The organism is Micromonospora sp. WMMD882 (genome assembly GCF_027497255.1).
Classification (GTDB): domain Bacteria; phylum Actinomycetota; class Actinomycetes; order Mycobacteriales; family Micromonosporaceae; genus Micromonospora.
Genome location: NZ_CP114903.1, coordinates 726,102 through 747,731 on the forward strand (window position 1 = coordinate 726,102; position 21,630 = coordinate 747,731).

2 protein-coding genes are annotated in these 21,630 nt (G+C 77.3%); both read left to right on the forward strand.

The features are described from left to right. Positions 1-23: 23 nt before the first annotated feature. Entirely contained in the window at positions 24-11,540 is an 11,517-nt protein-coding gene (locus O7606_RS02945) for a type I polyketide synthase (RefSeq protein ID WP_281597427.1), read from the forward strand. Positions 11,541-11,595: 55 nt separating this feature from the next. Continuing rightward, on the forward strand, positions 11,596-21,630 hold the full coding sequence (locus tag O7606_RS02950; RefSeq protein WP_281597428.1) for a type I polyketide synthase: 10,035 nt from the start codon (positions 11,596-11,598) through the stop codon (positions 21,628-21,630).

Genomic DNA, 21,630 nt, shown 5'->3' on the forward strand with positions numbered 1-21,630 from the left:
CCCGCAGAAGGTGACGACGACTGATGAACGACGACAGGCTCCGCGACTACCTCAAGCGCGTGGTGACCGACCTGCAGCACACCCGGCAGCGGCTCGCCGAGGCCGAGACCCGCGACCAGGAACCCATCGCGATCATCGGGATGGGCTGCCGCTACCCCGGCGGGGTCCGCACCCCCGAGGACCTGTGGGAGCTGGTGCGCTCCGGCACCGACGCGGTCGGCGCGTTCCCCGGTGACCGGGGCTGGGACCTGACCGGGCTGTACGACCCGCAGCGGGAGCGCCCGGGCACCACGTACTGCGCCGAGGGCGGCTTCCTCGACGCCGCCGCCGACTTCGATCCCGGTTTCTTCGGCATCTCGCCGCACGAGGCGCTGGCCATGGACCCCCAGCAGCGGCTGCTGCTGGAGACCACCTGGGAGACGCTGGAACGCGCCGGCCTCGACCCGGCCGCCCTGCGCGGCAGTGACACCGCCGTGTTCGCCGGCATCATGTACCAGGACTACGCGCTGCGCCTGAACCGGGTGCCCGACGAGGTCCAGGGCTACCTCGGCAACGGCATGTCGGACAGCGTCGCCTCCGGCCGGATCGCGTACACGTTCGGCTTCGAGGGGCCGGCGGTCACCGTGGACACGGCGTGCTCGTCGTCGCTGATCGCCATCCACCTGGCCGCGCAGGCGCTGCGGCGGCGGGAGTGCTCGCTGGCGCTGGCCGGCGGCGCGATGGTCATGTCGACGCCGGTGCCGTTCGTGGAGATGAGCCGGCAGGGCGGTCTGGCCGGCGACGGGCGCTGCAAGTCGTTCGCGGACGAGGCCGACGGCACCGGCTGGGGCGAGGGCGTCGGCATGATCCTGCTCGAACGTCTCTCCGAGGCCCGACGCCTCGGGCATCCGGTGCTCGCCGTGGTCCGCGGCAGCGCCGTCAACCAGGACGGCGCGAGCAGTCGGCTCACCGCCCCCAACGGCCCTGCCCAGCGGCGCGTCATCCGACGGGCGCTGGCCGACGCCCGGCTGACCGCCGACGCCGTCGACGTCGTGGAGGCGCACGGCACCGGCACCGCGCTCGGCGACCCGATCGAGGCGCAGGCGCTGCTCGCCACGTACGGCAGGGACCGGCCGCGGGACCGGCCGCTGCTGCTGGGCTCGCTGAAGTCGAACATCGGCCACACCCAGGCCGCGGCCGGCGTCGGCGGCGTCATCAAGATGGTGCTGGCGATGCGGCACGGCATGGTGCCGCCCACCCTGCACGCCGCGCACCCCACCACCCAGGTGGACTGGTCGGCCGGCAGCGTACGGCTGGTCACCGAGGCCGTGCCGTGGCCGGAGACGGGTCGGCCGCGCCGCGCGGCGGTCTCCTCGTTCGGTATCAGCGGCACCAACGGCCACGTCATCATCGAACAGGCCCCGGAAGCCGGGCCGGCGTCGGCGGTCGAACCGGCGACTGCGGTCGGGTCGGCCGTGGCGGTCGGGTCGGCCGCCGACGCCGTGCCGGGCCCGCCCGTCGGGGCCGCCGTGGCGGTGGACGCGCCGGTGCCGTGGCTGCTGTCGGCGCGGGACCGGGGCGGTCTGCGGGACCGGGCCGCCGCGCTGCGGGAGCTGCTCACCGCCCGACCCGGCCTCGACCTGGCCGCCACCGGCCGCGCGCTGGCCACCTCCCGTACGGCGTTCGCGCGCCGCGCGGTCTCGCTCGCCACCGACCGCGCCGGTCTGGTCGCCGACCTGGACGCGCTGCTGGCCGACCTGCCGTCCCCGACGCTGGTCCACGGCGGCGACGTCCACGCCGGTCAGGTGGTGTTCGTGTTTCCGGGGCAGGGGTCGCAGTGGGTGGGGATGGCGCGGCGGTTGTTGGTGGAGTCGGGGGTGTTCGCGGCGCGGATGGCGGAGTGTGAGGTGGCGTTGTCGGGGTTGGTGGATTGGTCGTTGATCGGGTTGTTGCGGTCGGGTGAGGGGTTGGACCGGGTGGATGTGGTGCAGCCGGTGTTGTTTTCGGTGATGGTGTCGTTGGCGGCGGTGTGGGGTTCGTGGGGTGTGGTGCCGGATGCGGTGGTGGGGCATTCGCAGGGTGAGGTGGCGGCGGCGGTGGTGGGGGGTGGTTTGTCGTTGGTGGATGGGGTGCGGGTGGTGGTGGTGCGGAGTCGGTTGGTGGGGGGTTTGGGTGGTGGGGGTGCGATGGCGTCGGTGGGGTTGTCGGTGGGGGATGTGGTGGGTCGGGGTTGGGGTGGGGTGTCGGTGGCGGCGGTGAATGGTCCGGTGTCGACGGTGGTGGCGGGTGGGGTGGGTGTGGTGGAGGGGTTGGTGGGGGGTTTGGTGGGTGAGGGTGTGCGGGCGCGGGTGTTGCCGGTGGATTACGCCTCGCACAGCCCACAGGTCGAGCCGCTGCGCGACGATCTGCTCGCCCAGCTCGACGGCATCACGCCGCTCGCCTCCGACGTGCCGTTCTACTCCACGGTGACCGGTGGCCGGGTCGACACCCGTACGCTCGACGCCGACTACTGGTACCGCAACCTGCGGGAGACGGTCCGGTTGCAGGACGCCGTCACCGCCACACTGACCGCCGGGCATCGCGTGTTCGTCGAGGTCAGCCCGCACCCGGTACTCACCGTGGCGATCGAGGAGACCGCCCGGGTCGCCGGCCACGACGCCCTCGCCGTCGGCACCCTGCGCCGCGACGACGGCGGCCTCGACCGGGTCCGGGCCGCCGTGGCCGAGCTGTGGGCCGCCGGCGTCCCGGTCGACTGGACGCCGACGTACGCGCACCTGCCGCGTCGGCACGTCGAGCTGCCCACGTACCCGTTCCAGCGGCGGCGCTACTGGCTGGAGGACTCCGGCCCGGCCACCGGCGACCTCGGCGCCGCCGGCCTCACCGCCGCCGAGCATCCCCTGCTCGGCGCGGTCGTCACGCTCGCCGACGGCGACGCCCTGCTGCTGACCGGTCGGCTCTCGGCCCGGACCAGTCCGTGGCTCGCCGAGCACGACGTCCTCGGCGACCTGCTGTTGCCGGGCACCGCGTTCCTCGAACTCGCCACCCACGCCGCCGACCAGGTCGGCTGCCGCCGCGTCGAGGAGCTCACCGTCCAGACGCCGCTGGCGCTGCCCGTCGACGGCGGCGTCGACGTGCAGGTGAGCGTCGGCGGGCCGGACGCCTCGGGCCGCCGCCCGTTCGGGGTGTACGCCCGGCCCGCCGGCGCGTCGGACGGGCCGTGGACCCGGCACGCCGACGGCGTGCTGTCCCCGGAGGCGTCCCCCGCGCCGGCCGCCCGGACGGCCTGGCCGCCCCCGGCCGCCGACCCGGTCGACCTGACCGGACTCTACGAGCGCTTCGCCGCGGGCGGCTTCGCCTACGGCCCCGCCTTCCGGGGGCTGCGCGCGGCCTGGCGCGTCGGCGACGACGTGTACGCCGAGGCCACCCTGCCCGCCGACCGGCACGCCGAGGCCGCCGGGTACGGCCTGCACCCCGCGCTGCTGGACTCCGCCCTGCACGTCACCGGGCTGGACGAGGGCGGCGGCCGGATGCCGTTCGCGTGGACCGGCGTGGTCCGGCACGCCCACGGCGCGACCACGGTGCGGGTACGGGTGTCGCCCGCTGGCGAGAACGCGGTGTCGGTCCAGGCGTGGGACGCCGCCGGGCAGCCCGTCGCCGCGATCGACGCGCTGCTGCTGCGCCCCGCCGCCCCGGCCGCCCGGCAGGACCCGCTGTTCCGGGTGGACTGGCTTCCCGTACGGGTCGCGCCGGCACCCGGGGCGAGCGCCCCCGACCTGGTCTTCGAGGCGGTCCCGGCCGGCGGGGCGGGCGGTCCGGCGGCGGTACGGGAGGCCGTGCGGCACGTCGCGGCCCGGCTGCGGGACTGGCTGGCCGACGACCGGTCGACCGACCGTCGGCTCGTGTTCCGTACCCGGGGGGCGGCGCCCGGCGGGGACGTCACCGACCTCGCGCACGCCGCCGTCTGGGGTCTGGTGCGTTCCGCCCAGTCGGAGCACCCGGGCCGGTTCGCGCTGGCCGACGCCGACGTCGCCGACCTGCCGCTGGTGGCCGCCGTGCTGGCCGCCACCGAGGAGGACCAGGTCGCCGTCCGTGACGGTCAGGCCGTCGTCCCGCGACTGGCCCGGGTGACCGCCGGCGGATCCCCGGACCCGGTCACCGGGCCGGCGGCCGGGCTCACCGGTCCCGACGGCACGGTCCTGATCACCGGCGGCACCGGCCTGATCGGCTCCCGCGTGGCCCGTCACCTCGCCGCCCACGGCGCCCGCCACCTGCTGCTGACCAGCCGCCAGGGCCCGGCCGCCCCCGGGGCCGCCGACCTCGTCGCCGACCTCGCCGCGCTCGGCGCGACCGGCATGGTCGTGGCCTGCGACGTCGCCGACCGGGAGGCGCTGCGGGCCCTGCTCGGCACGATCCCGGCGGACCGTCCGCTGACCGCCGTGGTGCACGCCGCCGGAGCGCTCGACGACGGCGTCGTCACCTCACTCACCGACGAGCGTTTCGACACGGTGCTGCGGCCCAAGGTGGACGCCGCCTGGCACCTGCACGAGCTCACCGCCGGGCTGGACCTGCGCGCGTTCGTGCTGTTCTCCTCCGCCGCCGGCGTGTTCGGCGGGCCGGGCCAGGGCAACTACGCCGCGGCCAACGCGTTCCTCGACGCGCTCGCCCGGCGCCGCCGCGCCGCTGGCCTGCCCGGTCAGTCGATCGCGTGGACGCTGTGGGCGCGGCCCAGCGCGATGACCGGCCACCTCGGCGCGGACGAGGCTCGCCGGATCGCCCGTTCCGGCATGCCGGCGCTCACCGACCGGCAGGGCCTCGACCTGTTCGACGCCGCCACCGGCGTCGACGAGCCGGCCCCGGTGGCGATGCTGCTGGACACCGCCGCCCTGCGCGCCCGCCCGACCACCGACCCGGTTCCGCGGCTGCTGCACGGGCTGGTCCGCCCGGCGGCCCGGCGGGCCGCCGTCGCCCCGGCCCCGACCGACGCCGCCGACACCGCCGGCGGCCGGTTCGCCGGCCTGCCGCCCGCCGAGCGGCGGCGGGAGCTGCGGGAGCTGGTCCGCGCCCAGGCCGCCGAGGTCCTCGGGCACCCGTCGGCGGGCGCCGTCGAGCCCACCCGCGCCTTCCGTGACCTCGGCTTCGACTCGCTCGCCTCGGTCAACCTGCGCAACCGCCTCGCCGCCGCCACCGGCCTGCGGCTGCCTCCCACGCTGGTGTTCGACCATCCCACCCCGGACGCCCTCGCCGCGCTGCTGGACAGCCAGCTCGGCGGCCCGCCGGAGACGACGCCCACCACCCCCACGACCCGAGCGGCCGGGCCGGCGTCGGCCGACGAGCCGATCGCCATCGTCGCGATGGGCTGCCGGTACCCCGGCGGCGCGGACTCCCCGGAGCGGCTGTGGGACCTGGTCGCCGCCGGCGTCGACGCGATCTCCCCGTTCCCCGAGGACCGCGGCTGGGACCTCGACGCGCTCTACGACCCCGACGGCGACACGCCCGGCACCTCGTACGTGCGGGAGGGCGGCTTCCTCTACGACGCCGCCGACTTCGACGCCGAGTTCTTCGGCATCTCGCCCCGTGAGGCGTTGGCCATGGACCCGCAGCAGCGGCTGCTGCTGGAGACCACGTGGGAGACGTTCGAACGCGCCGGCATCGACCCCGGCACGTTACGCGGCAGCCGCACCGGCGTGTTCACCGGCGTGATGCACCACGACTACGCCGTGCGGCTGCTCGGCAACGTCCCGGAGGAGATCGAGGGCTTCCTCGGCGCCGGCAACTCCGCCAGCGTGCTGTCCGGCCGCCTGTCGTACGTGTTCGGGCTGGAGGGCCCGGCCGTCACCGTCGACACGGCCTGCTCGTCGTCGCTCGTCGCGCTGCACCTGGCGGTCCGGTCGCTGCGGTCCGGCGAGTGCGACCTGGCCCTCGCCGGTGGCGTGACGGTGATGAACAGCCCCGAGCTGTTCGTGGTGTTCAGCCGCCAGCGCGGGCTGGCCGCCGACGGCCGCTGCAAACCGTACTCCGACGCCGCCGACGGCACCGGCTTCGGTGAGGGCGTCGGCGTCCTTCTGGTGGAGCGGTTGTCGGATGCTCGGGCGAATGGGCATCCGGTGTTGGCGGTGGTGCGGGGTTCTGCGGTTAATCAGGATGGGGCGTCGAATGGGTTGACGGCGCCGAGTGGGGTGGCGCAGCAGCGGGTGATTCGGGCGGCGTTGGTGGATGCGGGTTTGGGTGTGGGGGATGTGGATGTGGTGGAGGGGCATGGGACGGGGACGCGGTTGGGGGATCCGATTGAGGTGGGGGCGTTGGTGGCGACGTATGGGCGGGGTCGGGTGGGTGGTGTGCCGTTGTGGTTGGGGTCGTTGAAGTCGAATGTGGGTCATTCGTCGGCGGCGGCGGGTGTGGGTGGGGTGGTGAAGATGGTGGGTGCGTTGGGGTGTGGGGTGTTGCCGGGGTCGTTGCATGTGGGGGTGGGGTTGTCGGGGGTGGATTGGGTGTCGGGTGGGGTGGGGTTGTTGGGTGGTTCGCGGGTGTGGGAGCGGGTGGGTCGGGCGCGTCGGGCGGGTGTGTCGGCGTTCGGGGTGAGTGGTACGAACGCGCACGTCATTTTGGAGGAGGCGCCTGAGGTCCCCGCGCCGGAGGTGACCCCCGAGGACGGCCTTCCGGTCGCCTGGGTGCTGTCCGCCCGTACCCCCGGGGCCCTGCGCGCCCAGGCCGACCGGCTCGCCCGGCGGCTCGTCGACGACCCGTCGCCGCGCCCCGCCGACGTCGGCCTGACGCTGGCCCGGCACCGGGCCCGGCATCCCCACCGCGCCGTGCTCGTCGGAGACCGCGACGGCCTGCTGGACGGCGTGCGCGCGCTCGCCGCCGGGGAGCCGACGGCCGCCACCGCCACCGGCGTCGCCGCGAACCTGGGACGCACCGTGTTCGTCTTCCCCGGCCAGGGCGCCCAGTGGGCCGGCATGGGGGTCGAGCTGCTCGGCGCCAACGCGGTCTTCGCCGACACGATGGCCGCCTGCGAGGCCGCTCTCGCCCCGTACGGCGACCGGTCCGTGCTGGAGGTCCTCAGTGACCCGGCCGCCCTGGAGCGGGTGGACCAGGTCCAGCCCGCCCTGTTCGCCGTCATGGTCTCCCTCGCCGCCACCTGGCGGTCGTACGGGGTGGAGCCCGACGCCGTCGTCGGCCACTCCCAGGGCGAGATCGCCGCGGCGGTGGTGGCCGGCGCGCTCTCCCTGGCCGACGGCGCGAAGGTCGTCGCCCTGCGCAGCCGACTGCTGCGCGCGCTCGCCGGCACCGGGGCGATGGCCTCGATCGCGTCGGGCGTCGACGACGTCCGGGCCCGCCTGGCCGGTCGGCCGGGCCTGTCGATCGCCGCGGTCAACGGCCCCCGGGCCACCGTGGTGGCCGGCGACCCCGCCGCCGTCGCGGACGTGGTCGACGCCTGCGAACGCGACGACGTCCGCGCCCGCCGGATCGACGTCGACTACGCGTCGCACTCCGCGCACGTGGACGCCCTGCACGACGAGCTGGTCGCCGCGCTCGCCACGGTCACCCCCACCGCCGCCCGGGTCCCGATGTACTCCACGGTGGACGGCGGCTGGCTGGACGGCCCCGAGCTGACCGCCGGGTACTGGTTCCGGAACCTGCGTGGCACGGTCGGTTTCGCTCCCGCCGTACGGGCCCTCGCCGACCATGGCCACACCACGTTCGTGGAGGTCAGCCCGCATCCGGTGCTGACCGCCGGGATCAGCGGCACGCTTGAGGACGACGCCGAGCCGGCGCTGGTGACCGGCTCGCTGCGCCGTGGCGAGGGCGGACTCGCCCGGCTGCTGCTCTCGCTGGGGCAGGCGCACGCCGGTGGCGTGCCCGTCGACTGGGCGGCCGTCTTCGCCGGGACCGGCGCGCGCCGCGTCGACCTGCCGGTGTACCCGTTCCAGCGCACCCGCTACTGGCTCGACGCGTCGCCCGGCCGGGCCGACGTCGGCGCGGCGGGACTCGGCGCGACCGGGCACCCGCTGGTCGCCGCGGCGGTGGACCTCGCCGGCAGCGGGGAGCGGCTGCTCACCGGGCGGCTGTCCCGCGCCGCGACGCCGTGGCTGGCCGAGCACTCCCTGGCCGGCGTGACCCTGCTGCCCGGCGCCGCGTTCCTGGAGCTCGCCCTGCGCGCCGCCGACGAGGCCGGCGTCGGCGTCGTCGAGGAGCTCACCCTCCAGGCCCCGCTCGTGCTGCCCGCCGACGGCGGCGTCGGCGTGCAGGCGCGGATCGGTCCGCCCGGCCCGGACGGACGACGTACGGTCGGCGTGTACGCCGACACCGCCGGCTGGACGGCGTACGCCGAGGGCACGCTGGCCCCCGCCCCGGCGGTCCCGGCCGACGTCCCGGTGGCCTGGCCCCCGCCCGACGCGGACCCGCTGGACGTCACCCACCTGTACGACCGCTTCGCCGGGGCCGGGTACGGGTACGGGCCCACGTTCCGGGGCGTCCGGGCCGCCTGGCGGCACGGCGACGAGGTGTACGCCGAGCTCGCCCTGCCGCAGCCCGGCGACGGCGCCGACTACCTGCTGCACCCGGCGCTGCTGGACAGCGCCCTGCAGGCGAGCGCCCTGCTGCCCGGCCGCGACGACGTCGCCCGGCTGCCGTTCTCGTGGACCGGCGTGACCCTGCACGCCACCGGCGCCGCCGCCCTGCGGGTCCGGGTCACCGCGCACGGCGCCGACGAGGTGTCCGTGGAGGCACGGGACCTCACCGGCGCTCTGGTGCTGACCGTCGGGGCGCTGGCGCTGCGTCCGGTCCCGGCCGGCGGCCTCACCGCCGCCTCCGGCGTACGCCCGCACCACCTGCGGTGGGCGCCGCGCCCGACGCCGCCGGGCCCGCCGGTCGACGTCGCCCGGCCCGGCTGGCCCGACCTGGCCGCGCTGCGCGAGCAGCGGGTACCCGCCCACGTGGTCGCCGACGTGACGTCGGACGACCTGCGGGAGGCCACCGGTCGCGCCCTCGGCCTGGTCCAGGGCTGGCTGGCCGACGAGCGGTTCGCCGACTCGACGCTGGTGTTCCGCACCCGCGGCGCGGTCCGCCTCGGACCGGGCGACCGGGCGTCGGACTGGGCCGGGGCCGGCGTGTGGGGCCTGGTGCGTACCGCCCAGCTCGAACACCCGGGCCGGTTCGTGCTCGCCGACACCGACGACGACCCCGCGTCCCTGGCCGCCCTCACCGCGGCGCTGCCCACCGGCGAGCCGCAGTGGGCGGCCCGGTCCGGCGAGCTGTTCGTGCCCCGGCTCACCGCCGGCGACCCGGACCTGCTCACCGAGCCCGCCGAAGCGGCCTGGCGGGTCGAGACCGGCGCCGGGCAGGCGGTCGACGACCTGGTCGCGCGGGCCTGCCCCGGGGCGCTCGCCCCGCTCGGGGAGGGCCAGGTCCGGGTCGCCGTCCGCGCCGCCGGCCTCAACTTCCACGACGTGGTCGTGTCGCTCGGCCTGGACCCGGACCAGCCGACCCTCGGCAGCGAGGGCGCCGGCGTCGTGCTGGAGACCGGCCCCGGCGTCACCGACCTCGGCCCCGGCGACCGGGTGCTGGGGGTGTTCGGCGGCGCGTTCGGCCCGGTCGTCGTCGCCGACCGCGCCGGCCTGGCCCGCATTCCGGCCGGCTGGTCGTTCGCCCAGGCCGCCGCCGTGCCGATCGCCTTCCTCACCGCGTACTACGGGCTGTTCGACCTGGGTGGCCTGCGACCCGGTCAGAAGGTGCTGGTGCACGCCGCGACCGGCGGCGTCGGCACGGCGGCGGTGCAGCTCGCCCGGCACGTCGGCGCGGAGGTCTTCGGCACCGCCAGCCCCGCGAAGCAGCCCGTGCTGCGCGCCCTGGGCCTCGACGACGCGCACCTCGCCTCCACCCGCACCCTCGACTTCGCCGACCACTTCCGGGAGACCACCGGCGGTCTCGGCGTGGACGTGGTGCTCGACTGCCTGGCCCGCGAGTTCGTCGACGCGTCACTGGACCTGCTGCCCCGCGGCGGCGCGTTCGTGGAGATGGGCAAGACCGACGTCCGTTCCGCCGACGAGGTCGCCCGCGCCCACCCCGGCGTGCGGTACCAGGCGTTCGACCTGGCGCAGGCGGGCCCGGAGCGGATCGCCGCGATGCTCGCCGAGGTGCTGGCGCTGTTCGCCCGGGGGGCGCTGCGACCGCTGCCGCTGACCTGCTGGGACGTGCGGCAGGCGCCGGCGGCGTTCCGGCACCTGTCCCAGGCCCGGCACGTCGGCAAGAACGTGCTGCTCGTCCCGGCACGACCCGACCCGGGCGGCACCGTCCTGGTCACCGGCGGCACCGGCACGCTCGGCCGCGCCGTCGCCCGGCACCTGGCCGCCACCCACGGCGTCCGGCGGCTGCTGCTGCTCAGCCGCCGCGGCCCGCGGGCGGCGGACGTGCCCGGGCTGATCGCCGACCTGGCCCGGCTCGGGGCCGAGGCGGAGGTCGTCGCCTGCGACGTCGCCGACCGGTCCGCCCTGGCCGGGGCGCTCTGCGCGATCCCGGCGGACCGGCCGCTCACCGCCGTCGTGCACGCTGCCGGCGTCCTCGACGACGCCCTCGTCGAGTCGCTCACCGTCGAGCAACTGGACCGGGCGCTGCGCCCCAAGGTGGCTGCCGCGCTCGCCCTGCACGAGCTGACCCGTGACCTCGACCTGGCGGCGTTCGTGCTGTTCTCCTCCGGCGCCGGTCTGCTCGGCGCGGCCGGGCAGGCCAACTACGCCGCCGCGAACGCCGCGCTCGACGCGCTGGCCGCCGAGCGGCGCGCCCAGGGCCTGCCGGCCGTCTCGGTCGGCTGGGGACTGTGGGAGGACCGCAGCGAGCTGACCGCGAACGTGACAGGCGTCGCGCTGCGCGCCGCCGACGCGCTCACGCTGTTCGACGCGGCGTGGCGCTCGGCCGTGCCGTACGTGTTCGCGGCCCGGCTCGACCCCGCCGTGCTCTCCGGCGACCGGGTTCCGGCCGTGCTCAGCGCCCTCGCCCCGACCCGCCGGCCGACCCGGCGGCAGGTGGACGTCGGCGCCGCGCAGGCCGACCGGCTCGCCACCATGCCGCCGGCCGAGGCGCGCCGGACGCTGCTGGAGCTGGTCCGGGGCAACGCCGCCGCGGTCCTCGGCCACCCGTCCACCGAGTCGATCCGGCCCACCCGGCCGTTCAAGGAGCTCGGCTTCGACTCGCTGACCGGGGTGGAGCTGCGCAACCGGCTGGCCGACGCGGTGGGCGTACGGCTGCCGGCCGCCCTGATCTTCGACCACCCGACGCCCGACGCCCTGGCCCGCGACCTGCTGCGCCGGGTCGGCGCGACCGCGCCGGCCGGCCCGCCGCAGCCGCCGCTGCTGCTGACCGAGCTGACCCGGTTGGAGGCCGGCGTCGACGCGCTCGGCCCGCAGGAGCCGCCGCCGGATCTGGCGGCCCGGCTGCGCCGCCTGCTGTCCAGGATCGAGGCCACCGCCGACGGCGGACCCGACGACGACGCCGGTCAGGAGATCGAGGCCGCCAGCAACGACGAGCTGTTCGACCTGATCGACCGCGAACTGGGGCTGCGATGACCCGCCCGACCACCCCGTGGGCCGTCCCGGTCCCCGCGCACACCCGAGGAGCCCGGTGAGCGAGCAGCGGCTACGCGAGTACCTCAACCGCGTCACGATCGACCTGCAGCGCACCCGCCGGCAGCTCGCCGAGGCCGAGGCCGCCGGGCACGAGCCGGTCGCGGTGGTCTCCATGGCGTGCCGCTTCCCGGGCGGGGTCCGTACCCCCGAGCAGCTCTGGGACCTGGTCGCCGACGGCCGGGACACGGTCACCGGGGTGCCCGCCGACCGTGGCTGGGACCTGGCGAGGCTGACCGGCGGCGACGTGCCGTCCCGGGGCGCGTTCGTCGACGGCGTCGCCGACTTCGACCCGGCCTTCTTCGCCGTCTCACCGCACGAGGCGACCGCGATGGACCCGCAGCAGCGGCTGCTGCTGACCACGGCGTGGGAGGCGATCGAGCGGGCCGGCATCGACCCGGTCACGCTGCGCGGCACCGACACCGGCGTGTACGCCGCCGCCGTCGACCAGGGATACGCCCAGCTCGGCGCGGCGGCCATCCCCGCGGTACGCAACTTCGTGGTCACCGGCAACTCGATGAGCGTGCTCTCCGGTCGGGTGTCGTACGCGCTGGGCCTCGAAGGCCCCGCGCTCACCGTGGACACCGCCTGCTCGTCCTCGCTCGTCGCGGTGCACCTGGCCACCGCCGCGCTGCGCCGCCGGGAGTGCGCGCTCGCGCTGGCCGCCGGCGTGACGCTGATGTCCCTGCCGCTGGTCTACGCCGAGTTCAGCCGCCAGGGCGCGATGTCCCCGGACGGCCGCTGCAAGGCGTTCTCGGCGGACGCCGACGGCACCGGCTGGGGTGAGGGCGTCGGCGTGCTGATGCTGGAACGCCTCACCGACGCCCGCCGCAACGGTCACCCGGTGCTGGCCGTCATCCGGGGCTCGGCGATCAACCAGGACGGGGCCAGCAACGGGCTCACCGCCCCGAACGGGCCCTCCCAACAGAGCCTCATCCGGGCCGCGCTCGCCGACGCCGGGCTCACCGCCGCCGAGGTGGACGCGGTGGAGGCGCACGGCACCGGCACCACCCTCGGCGACCCGATCGAGGCGGACGCGCTGCTCGCCACGTACGGTCAGGGCCGTCCCGCCGACCGGCCGCTGTGGCTCGGCTCGCTGAAGTCGAACATCGGCCACACCCAGGCCGCCGCCGGCGTGGCCGGGGTCATCAAGACGGTCCTCGCGCTCGGCCACGGCGTGCTGCCCCGCACCCTGCACGTCACCGCGCCCACCCCGCACGTCGACTGGTCCGCCGGTCGGGTGGAGCTGCTCACCGGGAACCGGCCCTGGCCGGAGACCGGCCGGCCCCGCCGGGCGGGCGTCTCGGCGTTCGGGATGAGCGGCACCAACGCCCACGTCGTCCTGGAGCAGGCCCCCGCCGCCGAGCCGGTCGACCCCGCGCCGCCGCCCGCCCCGGTCGCGCCGTACGTGCTGTCCGGTCGTACCCCCGCCGCCCTGCGCGAGCAGGCCGCCCGGCTCCGGGAGCGGCTGGCCGCCGACCCGGACGTGCCGCTCGCCGACGTCGGGCTGTCCCTGGCCGTCACCCGCAGCGCGTTCGAGCGGCGGGCCGTCGTGGTCGCCGAGGACCGTGCGCGCCTGCTCGCCGGGCTGGGCGCCCTCGACGCCGCCCCCGGCGTGGTCACCGGCGACGCCGGGACCGACCCCGGACGGCTGGTGCTGGTGTTCCCCGGTCAGGGCGCGCAGTGGGACGGCATGGCCCGCGACCTGCTCGCCGAGTCCCCGGTGTTCGCCGCCGCGCTGGCCGACTGCGAGCGGGCCCTAGCCCCGTTCGTGGACTGGTCGCTGACCGACGTGCTGCGCGGCGTCCCCGACGCCCCCGGACTCGACCGGGTCGACGTGGTCCAGCCGGCGCTGTTCGCGATGATGGTGTCCCTCGCCGCGCTGTGGCGTTCCTGGGGGGTGACGCCGGACGCGGTCGTCGGGCACAGCCAGGGCGAGATCGCGGCGGCCGTCGTCGCGGGCGCGCTGTCCCTGGACGACGGCGCGAAGGTGGTGGCGCTGCGCAGCCGGGCGATCGGCGCGCTCGCCGGCCACGGCGGCATGGTGTCCCTCGCGCTCGACGCGGACGCCGCCGCCGTGGCGATCGCCCCGTGGGCCGACCGGATCTCGATCGCCGCCGTCAACGGCCCCGCCGCCGTCGTCGTCTCCGGCGACCGGGACGCCCTCGCCGGGCTGGTCGCCGCCTGCGCCGCCCGGGACGTCCGCGCCCGGCTCCTGCCGGTCGACTACGCGTCCCACTCGGCGCACGTCGAACGGGTCCACGACGAGCTGCTGGCCGCCCTCGCCGACCTCACCCCGCGCTCCGGCGACGTGCCGCTGTGCTCCACGCTCACCGGCGACTGGCTGGACACCGCCGCCATGGACGCCGGCTACTGGTACCGGAACCTGCGCGGCACGGTCCGGTTCGAGGACGCCGTCCGTGCCCTCGCCGACCGGGGTCACCAGGTGTTCGTCGAGGTCTCGCCGCACCCGGTGCTCACCGGGCCGGTGCAGGACACGGTCGAGGACGCCGTCGTCGTCGGCACCCTGCGCCGCGACGAGGGCGGCCTGCGGCGCGCGCTGATCTCGGCGGCCGAGCTGTGGGCGCGGGGCGGCGACGTCGACTGGGCCGCGTCGTTCCCGGGCGCGCGCCCGGTCGCGCTGCCCACGTACCCGTTCCAGAACCGCCGGTTCTGGGCCGAGCCCGACCCCGACGTGGTGGTCGACACCGGCGACGGCGAGTTCTGGGAGCTGCTCGGTCGCGGCGACCCGGACGAGCTGGCCGGGGTGTTCGCCGTCGACGCCGAACCGCTCGGCCGGGTGCTGCCGGCCCTGCGCGGCTGGCACCGCCGCCGGCAGGAGAACGCCCGGCTCGACGCCCTGCGCTACCGGGTCACCTGGGAGCGGCTCGCCGACCCCGCGGCGGTCCCGCTCACCGGCCGGTGGCTGCTGGCGCTGCCGGCGGCGGGCCCCCACCTGCCGTACGCCGAGCAGGTCGCCGACGCGCTCACCGCGCTCGGCGCCGAGGTGACCACCGTCGCGTTGACCGACGAGGACGTCGACCGGACCCGGCTGGCGGCCACCCTGGGCGGCGTGCCCGGCCCGGTCGCCGGGGTGCTCTCCCTGCTCGCCCTCGCCGAGCGGCCGCACCCCCGGCACCCGGCGCTCCCGGTCGGCGTCGCGCTCACCGTGGCGCTCGTGCAGGCCCTCGGCGACCTCGGCGTCACCGCCCCGCTGTGGGCCGCCACCGCCGGCGCGGTCGCCACCGTGGACGGCGCGCCGCTGCCGGCCCCCCGGCAGGCCATGGTCTGGGGCGTCGGCATGGTCGCCGCGCTCGAACAGCCGCAGCGCTGGGGCGGCCTGCTCGACCTGCCCGACACCCTCGACGAGCGGGCCCGGCAGCGGTTGGGCGGCGCGCTGACCGGCGACGAGGACCAGGTGGCGCTCCGCCCGGACGGTCTGTTCGCCCGCCGTCTGGCGCCCGCGCCGCGACCCGCGGGCGTCCCCGGCCGGCGGTGGCGACCGCGCGGCACCGTGCTGCTCACCGGCGGCACCGGCGCGATCGGCCCGCACCTGGCCCGCTGGCTGGCCGGCAACGGCGTCGAGCACCTGGTGCTGCCCGGCCGCCGCGGCGAGGACGCCCCCGGCGTCGCCGGACTGCGCGCGGACCTGGCCGCGCACGGCGTCCGGCTCACGCTGCCCGTGTGCGACCTGGGCGACCGCGACCAGGTCGAGCGGATGCTCACCGACCTCGACCGGCGGGGCTGCCCGGTCCGCGCGGTGCTGCACGCCGCCGCGTCCATCGCGCTGGCCCCCCTGGACAGCGGACCGCTGGACGCGTTCGCCGAGGTGGTGGCGGCCAAGGCGGCCGGCGCCGCACACCTCGACGCGCTGCTCGACCGGGACCTCGACGCGTTCGTGCTGTTCTCGTCGATCGCCGGCGTGTGGGGCAGCGGCGACCACGGCGCGTACGCCGCCGCGAACGCCTACCTGCACGCCCTCGCCCGGCACCGGCGGGCCCGGGGGCTGACCGCGACGACCGTCGACTGGGGCGTGTGGCAGGCCACCACGCCCGGCCAGCCGATCGTCACCGGCGACGGCGCGGACCTGTTCAACCTCGACGAGCACGGCCTCGGCCGCCTCGACCCGGCCACCGCGATCGCCGCCCTGCAACAGGCCCTCGACGACGACGAGACCGTGCTCGCGGTCGCCGACGTCGACTGGGGACGGTTCGCGCCGGTGTTCACCTCGGCCCGGCCCAGCCCGCTGCTGCGCGCGATCCCCGCAGCCGTCCGGGACAGCGCCGGGCCGCCCGCCGGGGCGTCGGCGCTGCGCGACCGGCTGGCCGCGCTGGGCCCGTCCGAACGCGCCCGGACCGTCCTGGAGCTGGTCCGCGCCCAGGCCGCGCTCGTCCTCGGCCATGACTCGCCGCGCGCGGTCCCGGCCGGCAAGGCGTTCCAGGAGCTCGGCTTCGCCTCGCTGACCGCCGTGGAGCTGCGCAACCGCCTCAACGACGCCACCGGCCTGCGGCTGCCGTCCTCGCTGGTCTTCGACTACCCCGACGCCCGCGCGCTCGCCGCCCACCTCGGCGCCGAGCTGTTCGGCGGGCCGACCCCGCAGGCCGCGCCGCCCACGCAGGCCGGGACGCCGCCGTCCCCGGCCGGCGCGGACGACCCGGTCGCGGTCGTCGCGATGAGCTGCCGGCTGCCCGGCGGCGTCGACAGCCCGCAGAAGCTGTGGGAGCTGCTCGTCTCCGGCGGCGACGCGGTCACCGGGTTCCCGACCGACCGGGGCTGGCCCGGCGACGAGCTGTACCACCCCGACCCCGACCACCCCGGCACCGCGACCACCAGGCACGGCGGTTTCCTGCACGACGCCGGCGAGTTCGACGCCGCCTTCTTCGGCATCTCCCCACGCGAGGCGACCGCCATGGACCCGCAGCAGCGGCTGCTGCTGGAGACCTCCTGGGAGGCGCTGGAACGCGCCGGCCTCGACCCGGAGCGGCTGCGCGGCTCCCGCACCGGCGTCTACGTCGGCGTCAACTACGGCGACTACGCGACGGCCGTCGCCCGGTCCGGGGACGGCGAGGGGCACCTGCTCACCGGCAGCGCCGCCAGCGTCGTGTCCGGCCGGATCGCGTACACCTTCGGTCTGGAGGGGCCGGCCGTCACGGTCGACACCGCCTGCTCGTCGTCGCTGGTGGCCCTGCACACCGCCGCCCGGGCGCTACGCGACGGCGACTGCTCGCTGGCGCTCGTCGGCGGCGTCGCGGTCATGTCGACGCCCGGGGCGATCCTCGCCTTCTCCCGCCAGCGCGGGCTGGCCGCCGACGGCCGGTGCAAGGCGTTCGCCGACGCCGCCGACGGCATGGGGATGGGCGAGGGGGTCGTCGTCCTGCTCGTCGAGCGGCTCTCCGACGCCCACCGCAACGGCCACCCGGTGCTGGCGGTGCTCCGTGGCTCGGCGGTCAACCAGGACGGCGCGAGCAACGGCCTGTCCGCCCCCAACGGCCCGTCCCAGCAGCGGGTCATCCGGGCCGCGCTCGCCGACGCCGGCCTGACCGCCGCCGACGTGGACGTGGTCGAGGCGCACGGCACCGGCACCACGCTGGGCGACCCGATCGAGGCGCAGGCCCTGCTCGCCACGTACGGGCAGGACCGCCCCGCCGACCGGCCGGTCCTGATCGGCTCGCTCAAGTCCAACATCGGCCACGCGCAGGCCGCGTCCGGCGTCGCCGGGCTGATGAAGGCCGTGCTGGCGCTGCGCCACGGCCAGGTCCCGCCGACGCTGCACCTGGACCGGCCGACCAGGCACGTCGACTGGGGCCGGGGCGCCGGCGCGCTCGTGGACCGGCTGACGCCGTGGCCGGTGACCGGGCGGGCCCGCCGGGCCGGGGTGTCGTCGTTCGGGCTCAGCGGCACGAACGTGCACGTCATCCTCGAACAGGCCCCCGCCACCGGGGCCGCCCCGGAACCGGCCTGCCCGCCCGACCCGGCCGGCGGCGGGCCGCTGCCCTGGGTGCTGTCGGCGCGCGCCCCGGCCGCCCTCGCCGACCAGCGGGACCGGCTCCGGGAACACCTGGCCCGGACCCCCGGGCTCCACCCGGCGGACGTGGGACGCGCCCTCGCCGGCCGGACCGCGCTGCCGCACCGCCTCGTCCTGGTGGGGGAGACCGACGAGGTGTCCGGCGTGGCCGACCCGGACAGCCGGACGGTGTTCGTCTTTCCCGGCCAGGGCTCGCAGTGGGTCGGCATGGCCGCCGACCTGCTCGCCGACTCGCCCGTGTTCGCCGCCCGGATGGCCGAGTGCGACGCGGCCCTCGCCCCGCACGTCGACTGGTCGCTGCTGGACGTCGTCCGCGCCGCGGCCCCGCTGGACCGGGTCGACGTGGTGCAGCCCGTGCTGTTCGCGGTGATGGTGTCGCTCGCCGCCGTCTGGCGCGGGTACGGGGTCGAGCCCGACGCGGTCGTCGGCCACTCGCAGGGCGAGATCGCGGCGGCCGTGGTCGCCGGCGCGCTCTCCCTCGACGACGGCGCCCGCGTCGTGGCGCTGCGCTCGCGCGCCATCGTCGGGCTGGCCGGCGCCGGCGGCATGGTGTCGGTCGCCTTGACCCGGGGCAGCGCGGAGGACCTGGTGGCCCGCTGGGGTGGCCGGCTCTCCGTCGCGGCGGTCAACGGGCCGTCCGCCGTGGTCGTCTCCGGCGAGGCCAGCGCGGTCGGCGAGCTGCTCGCCACCTGCGAGCGGGACGGCGTACGGGCCCGTCGGATCGACGTCGACTACGCCTCGCACTCGGCGCAGGTGGAAAGCCTCGAAGCGGAGCTGCGGCAGGCCCTCGCGCCGGTCACCCCGGGCGTGGCCGACGTGCCGCTGTTCTCCACCGTCACCGGCGACTGGCACGACGGCGTCGACCTGGACGCCGACTACTGGTACGCCAACCTGCGTCGCCCGGTCGCCTTCGCTCCCGCCGTACGGGTGCTGGCCGAGCAGGGCTACACGACGTTCATCGAGGTCAGCCCGCACCCGGTGCTCACCGTGCCGATCGAGGAGACGCTCGACGCCGCCGGCCGGGACGGCGTCGCGCTCGGCACGCTGCGCCGCGGCGAGGGGGACCGCCGCCGGCTGCTGCTGTCGCTGGGCGCGGCCTGGGCCGCCGGGCGGCCGGTGCGCTGGTCGGCGTGGTTCGCCGGCGTCGCGGCGCGGCACGTCGACCTGCCCACGTACCCGTTCCAGCGTCAGCACTACTGGGCGCGGCCGGCCGCCGGGGGCGGGGCGGACCTCACCGCCGCCGGTCTCGACGCCGCCCGGCACCCGCTGCTGGGCGCGGCGGCGGAGGTCGCCGACACCGGTGAGCTGCTGCTCAGCGGCCGACTGTCGACCCGGGCCCAGCCGTGGCTGGCCGAGCACGCGGTCGCCGGCGTGGTGCTGCTGCCCGGCGCCGCGTTCGTCGAGCTCGCGCTGCGGGCCGCCGCCGAGGCCGGGGCCGCGCTGGTCGAGGATCTCACGCTCGAAGCGCCGCTGGTGCTGCCGCCCGGGGCGGCGGTCCGCCTCCAGGTCCGGGTGGGCGCGCCCGGCCCGGACGGCGGGCGCGCGCTCACCGTCCACTCCCGCGCCGACGACGCCCTGGACGCGACCTGGGTCCGGCACGCGACCGGCACGGTGACCGCCTCCGCCGCGGCGGCGGGTCCCGCCGTGCGGAGTTGGCCGCCGCCGGGGGCCACCCCGGTCGGGATCGACGACCTGTACGACGGGTTCGCCGCGTCCGGCTATCGGTACGGCCCGGTGTTCCGTGGGGTACGCGCCGCGTGGCGGCGCGGTGACGAGGTCTTCACCGAGGTGGCGCTGCCGGCCGGCGAGGACCGGGACGCCGCCGCGTACGGCGTGCACCCGGCCCTGCTCGACGCCGCCCTGCACGGCATGTGGATCGGTCCCGGGGGCGGCGACGCGTCGGAGTCCGGGACCACCCGGCTGCCGTTCGCGTGGACGGACGTCACGCTGCACGCCGTCGGCGCGACCCGGCTGCGGGTACGGCTGCGCTTCGACCGGGACGGGCGGGTGGCGATCGACGCGGCGGACGGCGACGGGCAGCCCGTGCTCTCGGTGGGCGCGTTGGTGACCCGGCCGGCCCGGGCGGACCAGCTCGCCGCGTCGGCCGCCGCCGTGGGCGTACCCGATTCGCTCTTCCGGCTCGCCTGGACGCCGACGCCCGCCACCGGCGCGCAACCGGGACCGCCCGGCCGGCTGGCCGCGATCGGGCCGGCCGGTCTGCTCCCCGAGACCTACGCCGACCTGGCCGGGCTCACGGCCGCGCTGGACGGCGGCGCGGGCGTGCCGGACGTCGTCCTCGTCGCGACCCGCGCCGCCGGCCGCGACGCCGCCTCGGTCCGGGCGGCGACGGCCGACGCGCTGACCCTGGTCCAGCGGTGGCTCGGCGACGCCCGGCTCGCCGACGCCCGGCTCGTGTTCGTCACCGACCGGGCCGTCGAGGCGGTCCCCGGCGAGGGCGTCGGGGACCTCGCCGGCGCGGCGGTACGGGGACTCGTCCGCTCCGCCCAGGCGGAGCATCCGGGCCGTTTCGTCCTGCTCGACGCCGCCGATCCGGCGGAGCTGCTCGCCCTGCTCCCGGCCGCCCTCGCCGCCGACGAGCCCCAGCTCGCCGTCCGCGACGGCGTCCTGCTCGCCCCCCGCCTGGCCCGGCTGACCGGGCAGACCGGTCCCGGGACGTCCTTCGCGCCGGCCGGCACGACGCTGGTGACCGGCGCGGCGGGCGTGCTCGGCGGTCTGGTCGCCCGGCATCTCGCCGCCCGCCACGGCGTCCGCCACCTGCTGCTGGTCGGTCGCCGGGGCGACGGGGCCGCCGGGGCGACCGAGCTGCTCGCCGAGCTGGCGGAGCTCGGGGCCGAGGCGACGTTCGCCGCCGTCGACGTCGCCGACCGGGCGGCCCTCGCCGGGGTCCTGGCCGGGGTGCCCGCCGACCGGCCGCTGACCGCGGTGGTGCACGCGGCCGGCGTCCTCGACGACGGCGTTCTCGCCGCGTTGACCCCGCAGCGCCTCGACACCGTGCTGCGGCCCAAGGTCGACGGCGCGCTGAACCTGCACGAGCTGACCCGCGACCTGCCGCTGTCGGCGTTCGTGCTGTTCTCCTCGGCGGCCGGGGTGATCGGCAACGCCGGCCAGGCGAACTACGCCGCCGCGAACGCGTTCCTGGACGCGCTGGCCGCCCGCCGGCGGGCCGAGGGCCGGCCGGGCCGGTCCCTGGCGTGGGGGCTGTGGGAGCGGCGCAGCGAGCTGACCGGCACGCTCACCGATCCGGCCCGGCGGCGGCTGACCGGCGGCGGGGTCGGCGCGCTGTCCGACGCGGAGGGGCTGGCGTTGTTCGACGCGGCGCTGCGGCCGGACGAGGCGCTGCTCGTGCCGGTACGGCTGGAGCTGCGCGAGCGGACCGCGATGACCGGCGCCGACGTGCCCGCGCTGCTGCGTGGCCTGGTCCGTGGCGTGGTGCGCCGGACCGCCGGGGCCGCCGACGGCGTCGTCGACGCGGACGCGCTGCGCCGCCGGTTGTCCGGTCTGCCGCCCGCCGACCGGGCGGCCCGGATCGAGGAGTTGGTCCGTGACCGGGTGGCGCGGGTGCTGCGCCACGACGACCCCGGCGCGGTCGATCCCGCGCTGGCGTTCAAGGATCTCGGGTTCGACTCGCTGACCTCGGTCGAGCTGCGCAACCAGCTCAACGCGGCCACCGGGCTGCGCCTGCCCGCGACACTCGTGTTCGACCATCCGAGTCCCGGGGCGGTGGCCGCGTTCGTCGCGCGGAAGCTGGCCCCGACGGACGGCCCGGCCGAGCCGGCGACGGCCGCCGCCGACGAGACCGTACGCCGGCTGTTGGCGACGATCTCCCCGCAGCGGCTGCGCTCGGCGGGTCTGCTCGACGCGCTGCTGCGGCTGGGGGACCCGGATCCGGAGCCGGCGGTCGCGCCCACCACGGACGCCTCGGCCGCCATCTCGCAGATGGACGTGGACGACCTGGTCCGGATGGCGCTCGGTGACGGTCGTGCCTGA

Excerpts from the sequence above, each read along its gene's own strand:
- O7606_RS02945 (WP_281597427.1), top strand. The coding sequence starts at position 24 with ATGAACGACGACAGGCTCCGCGACTACCTCAAGCGCGTGGTGACCGAC.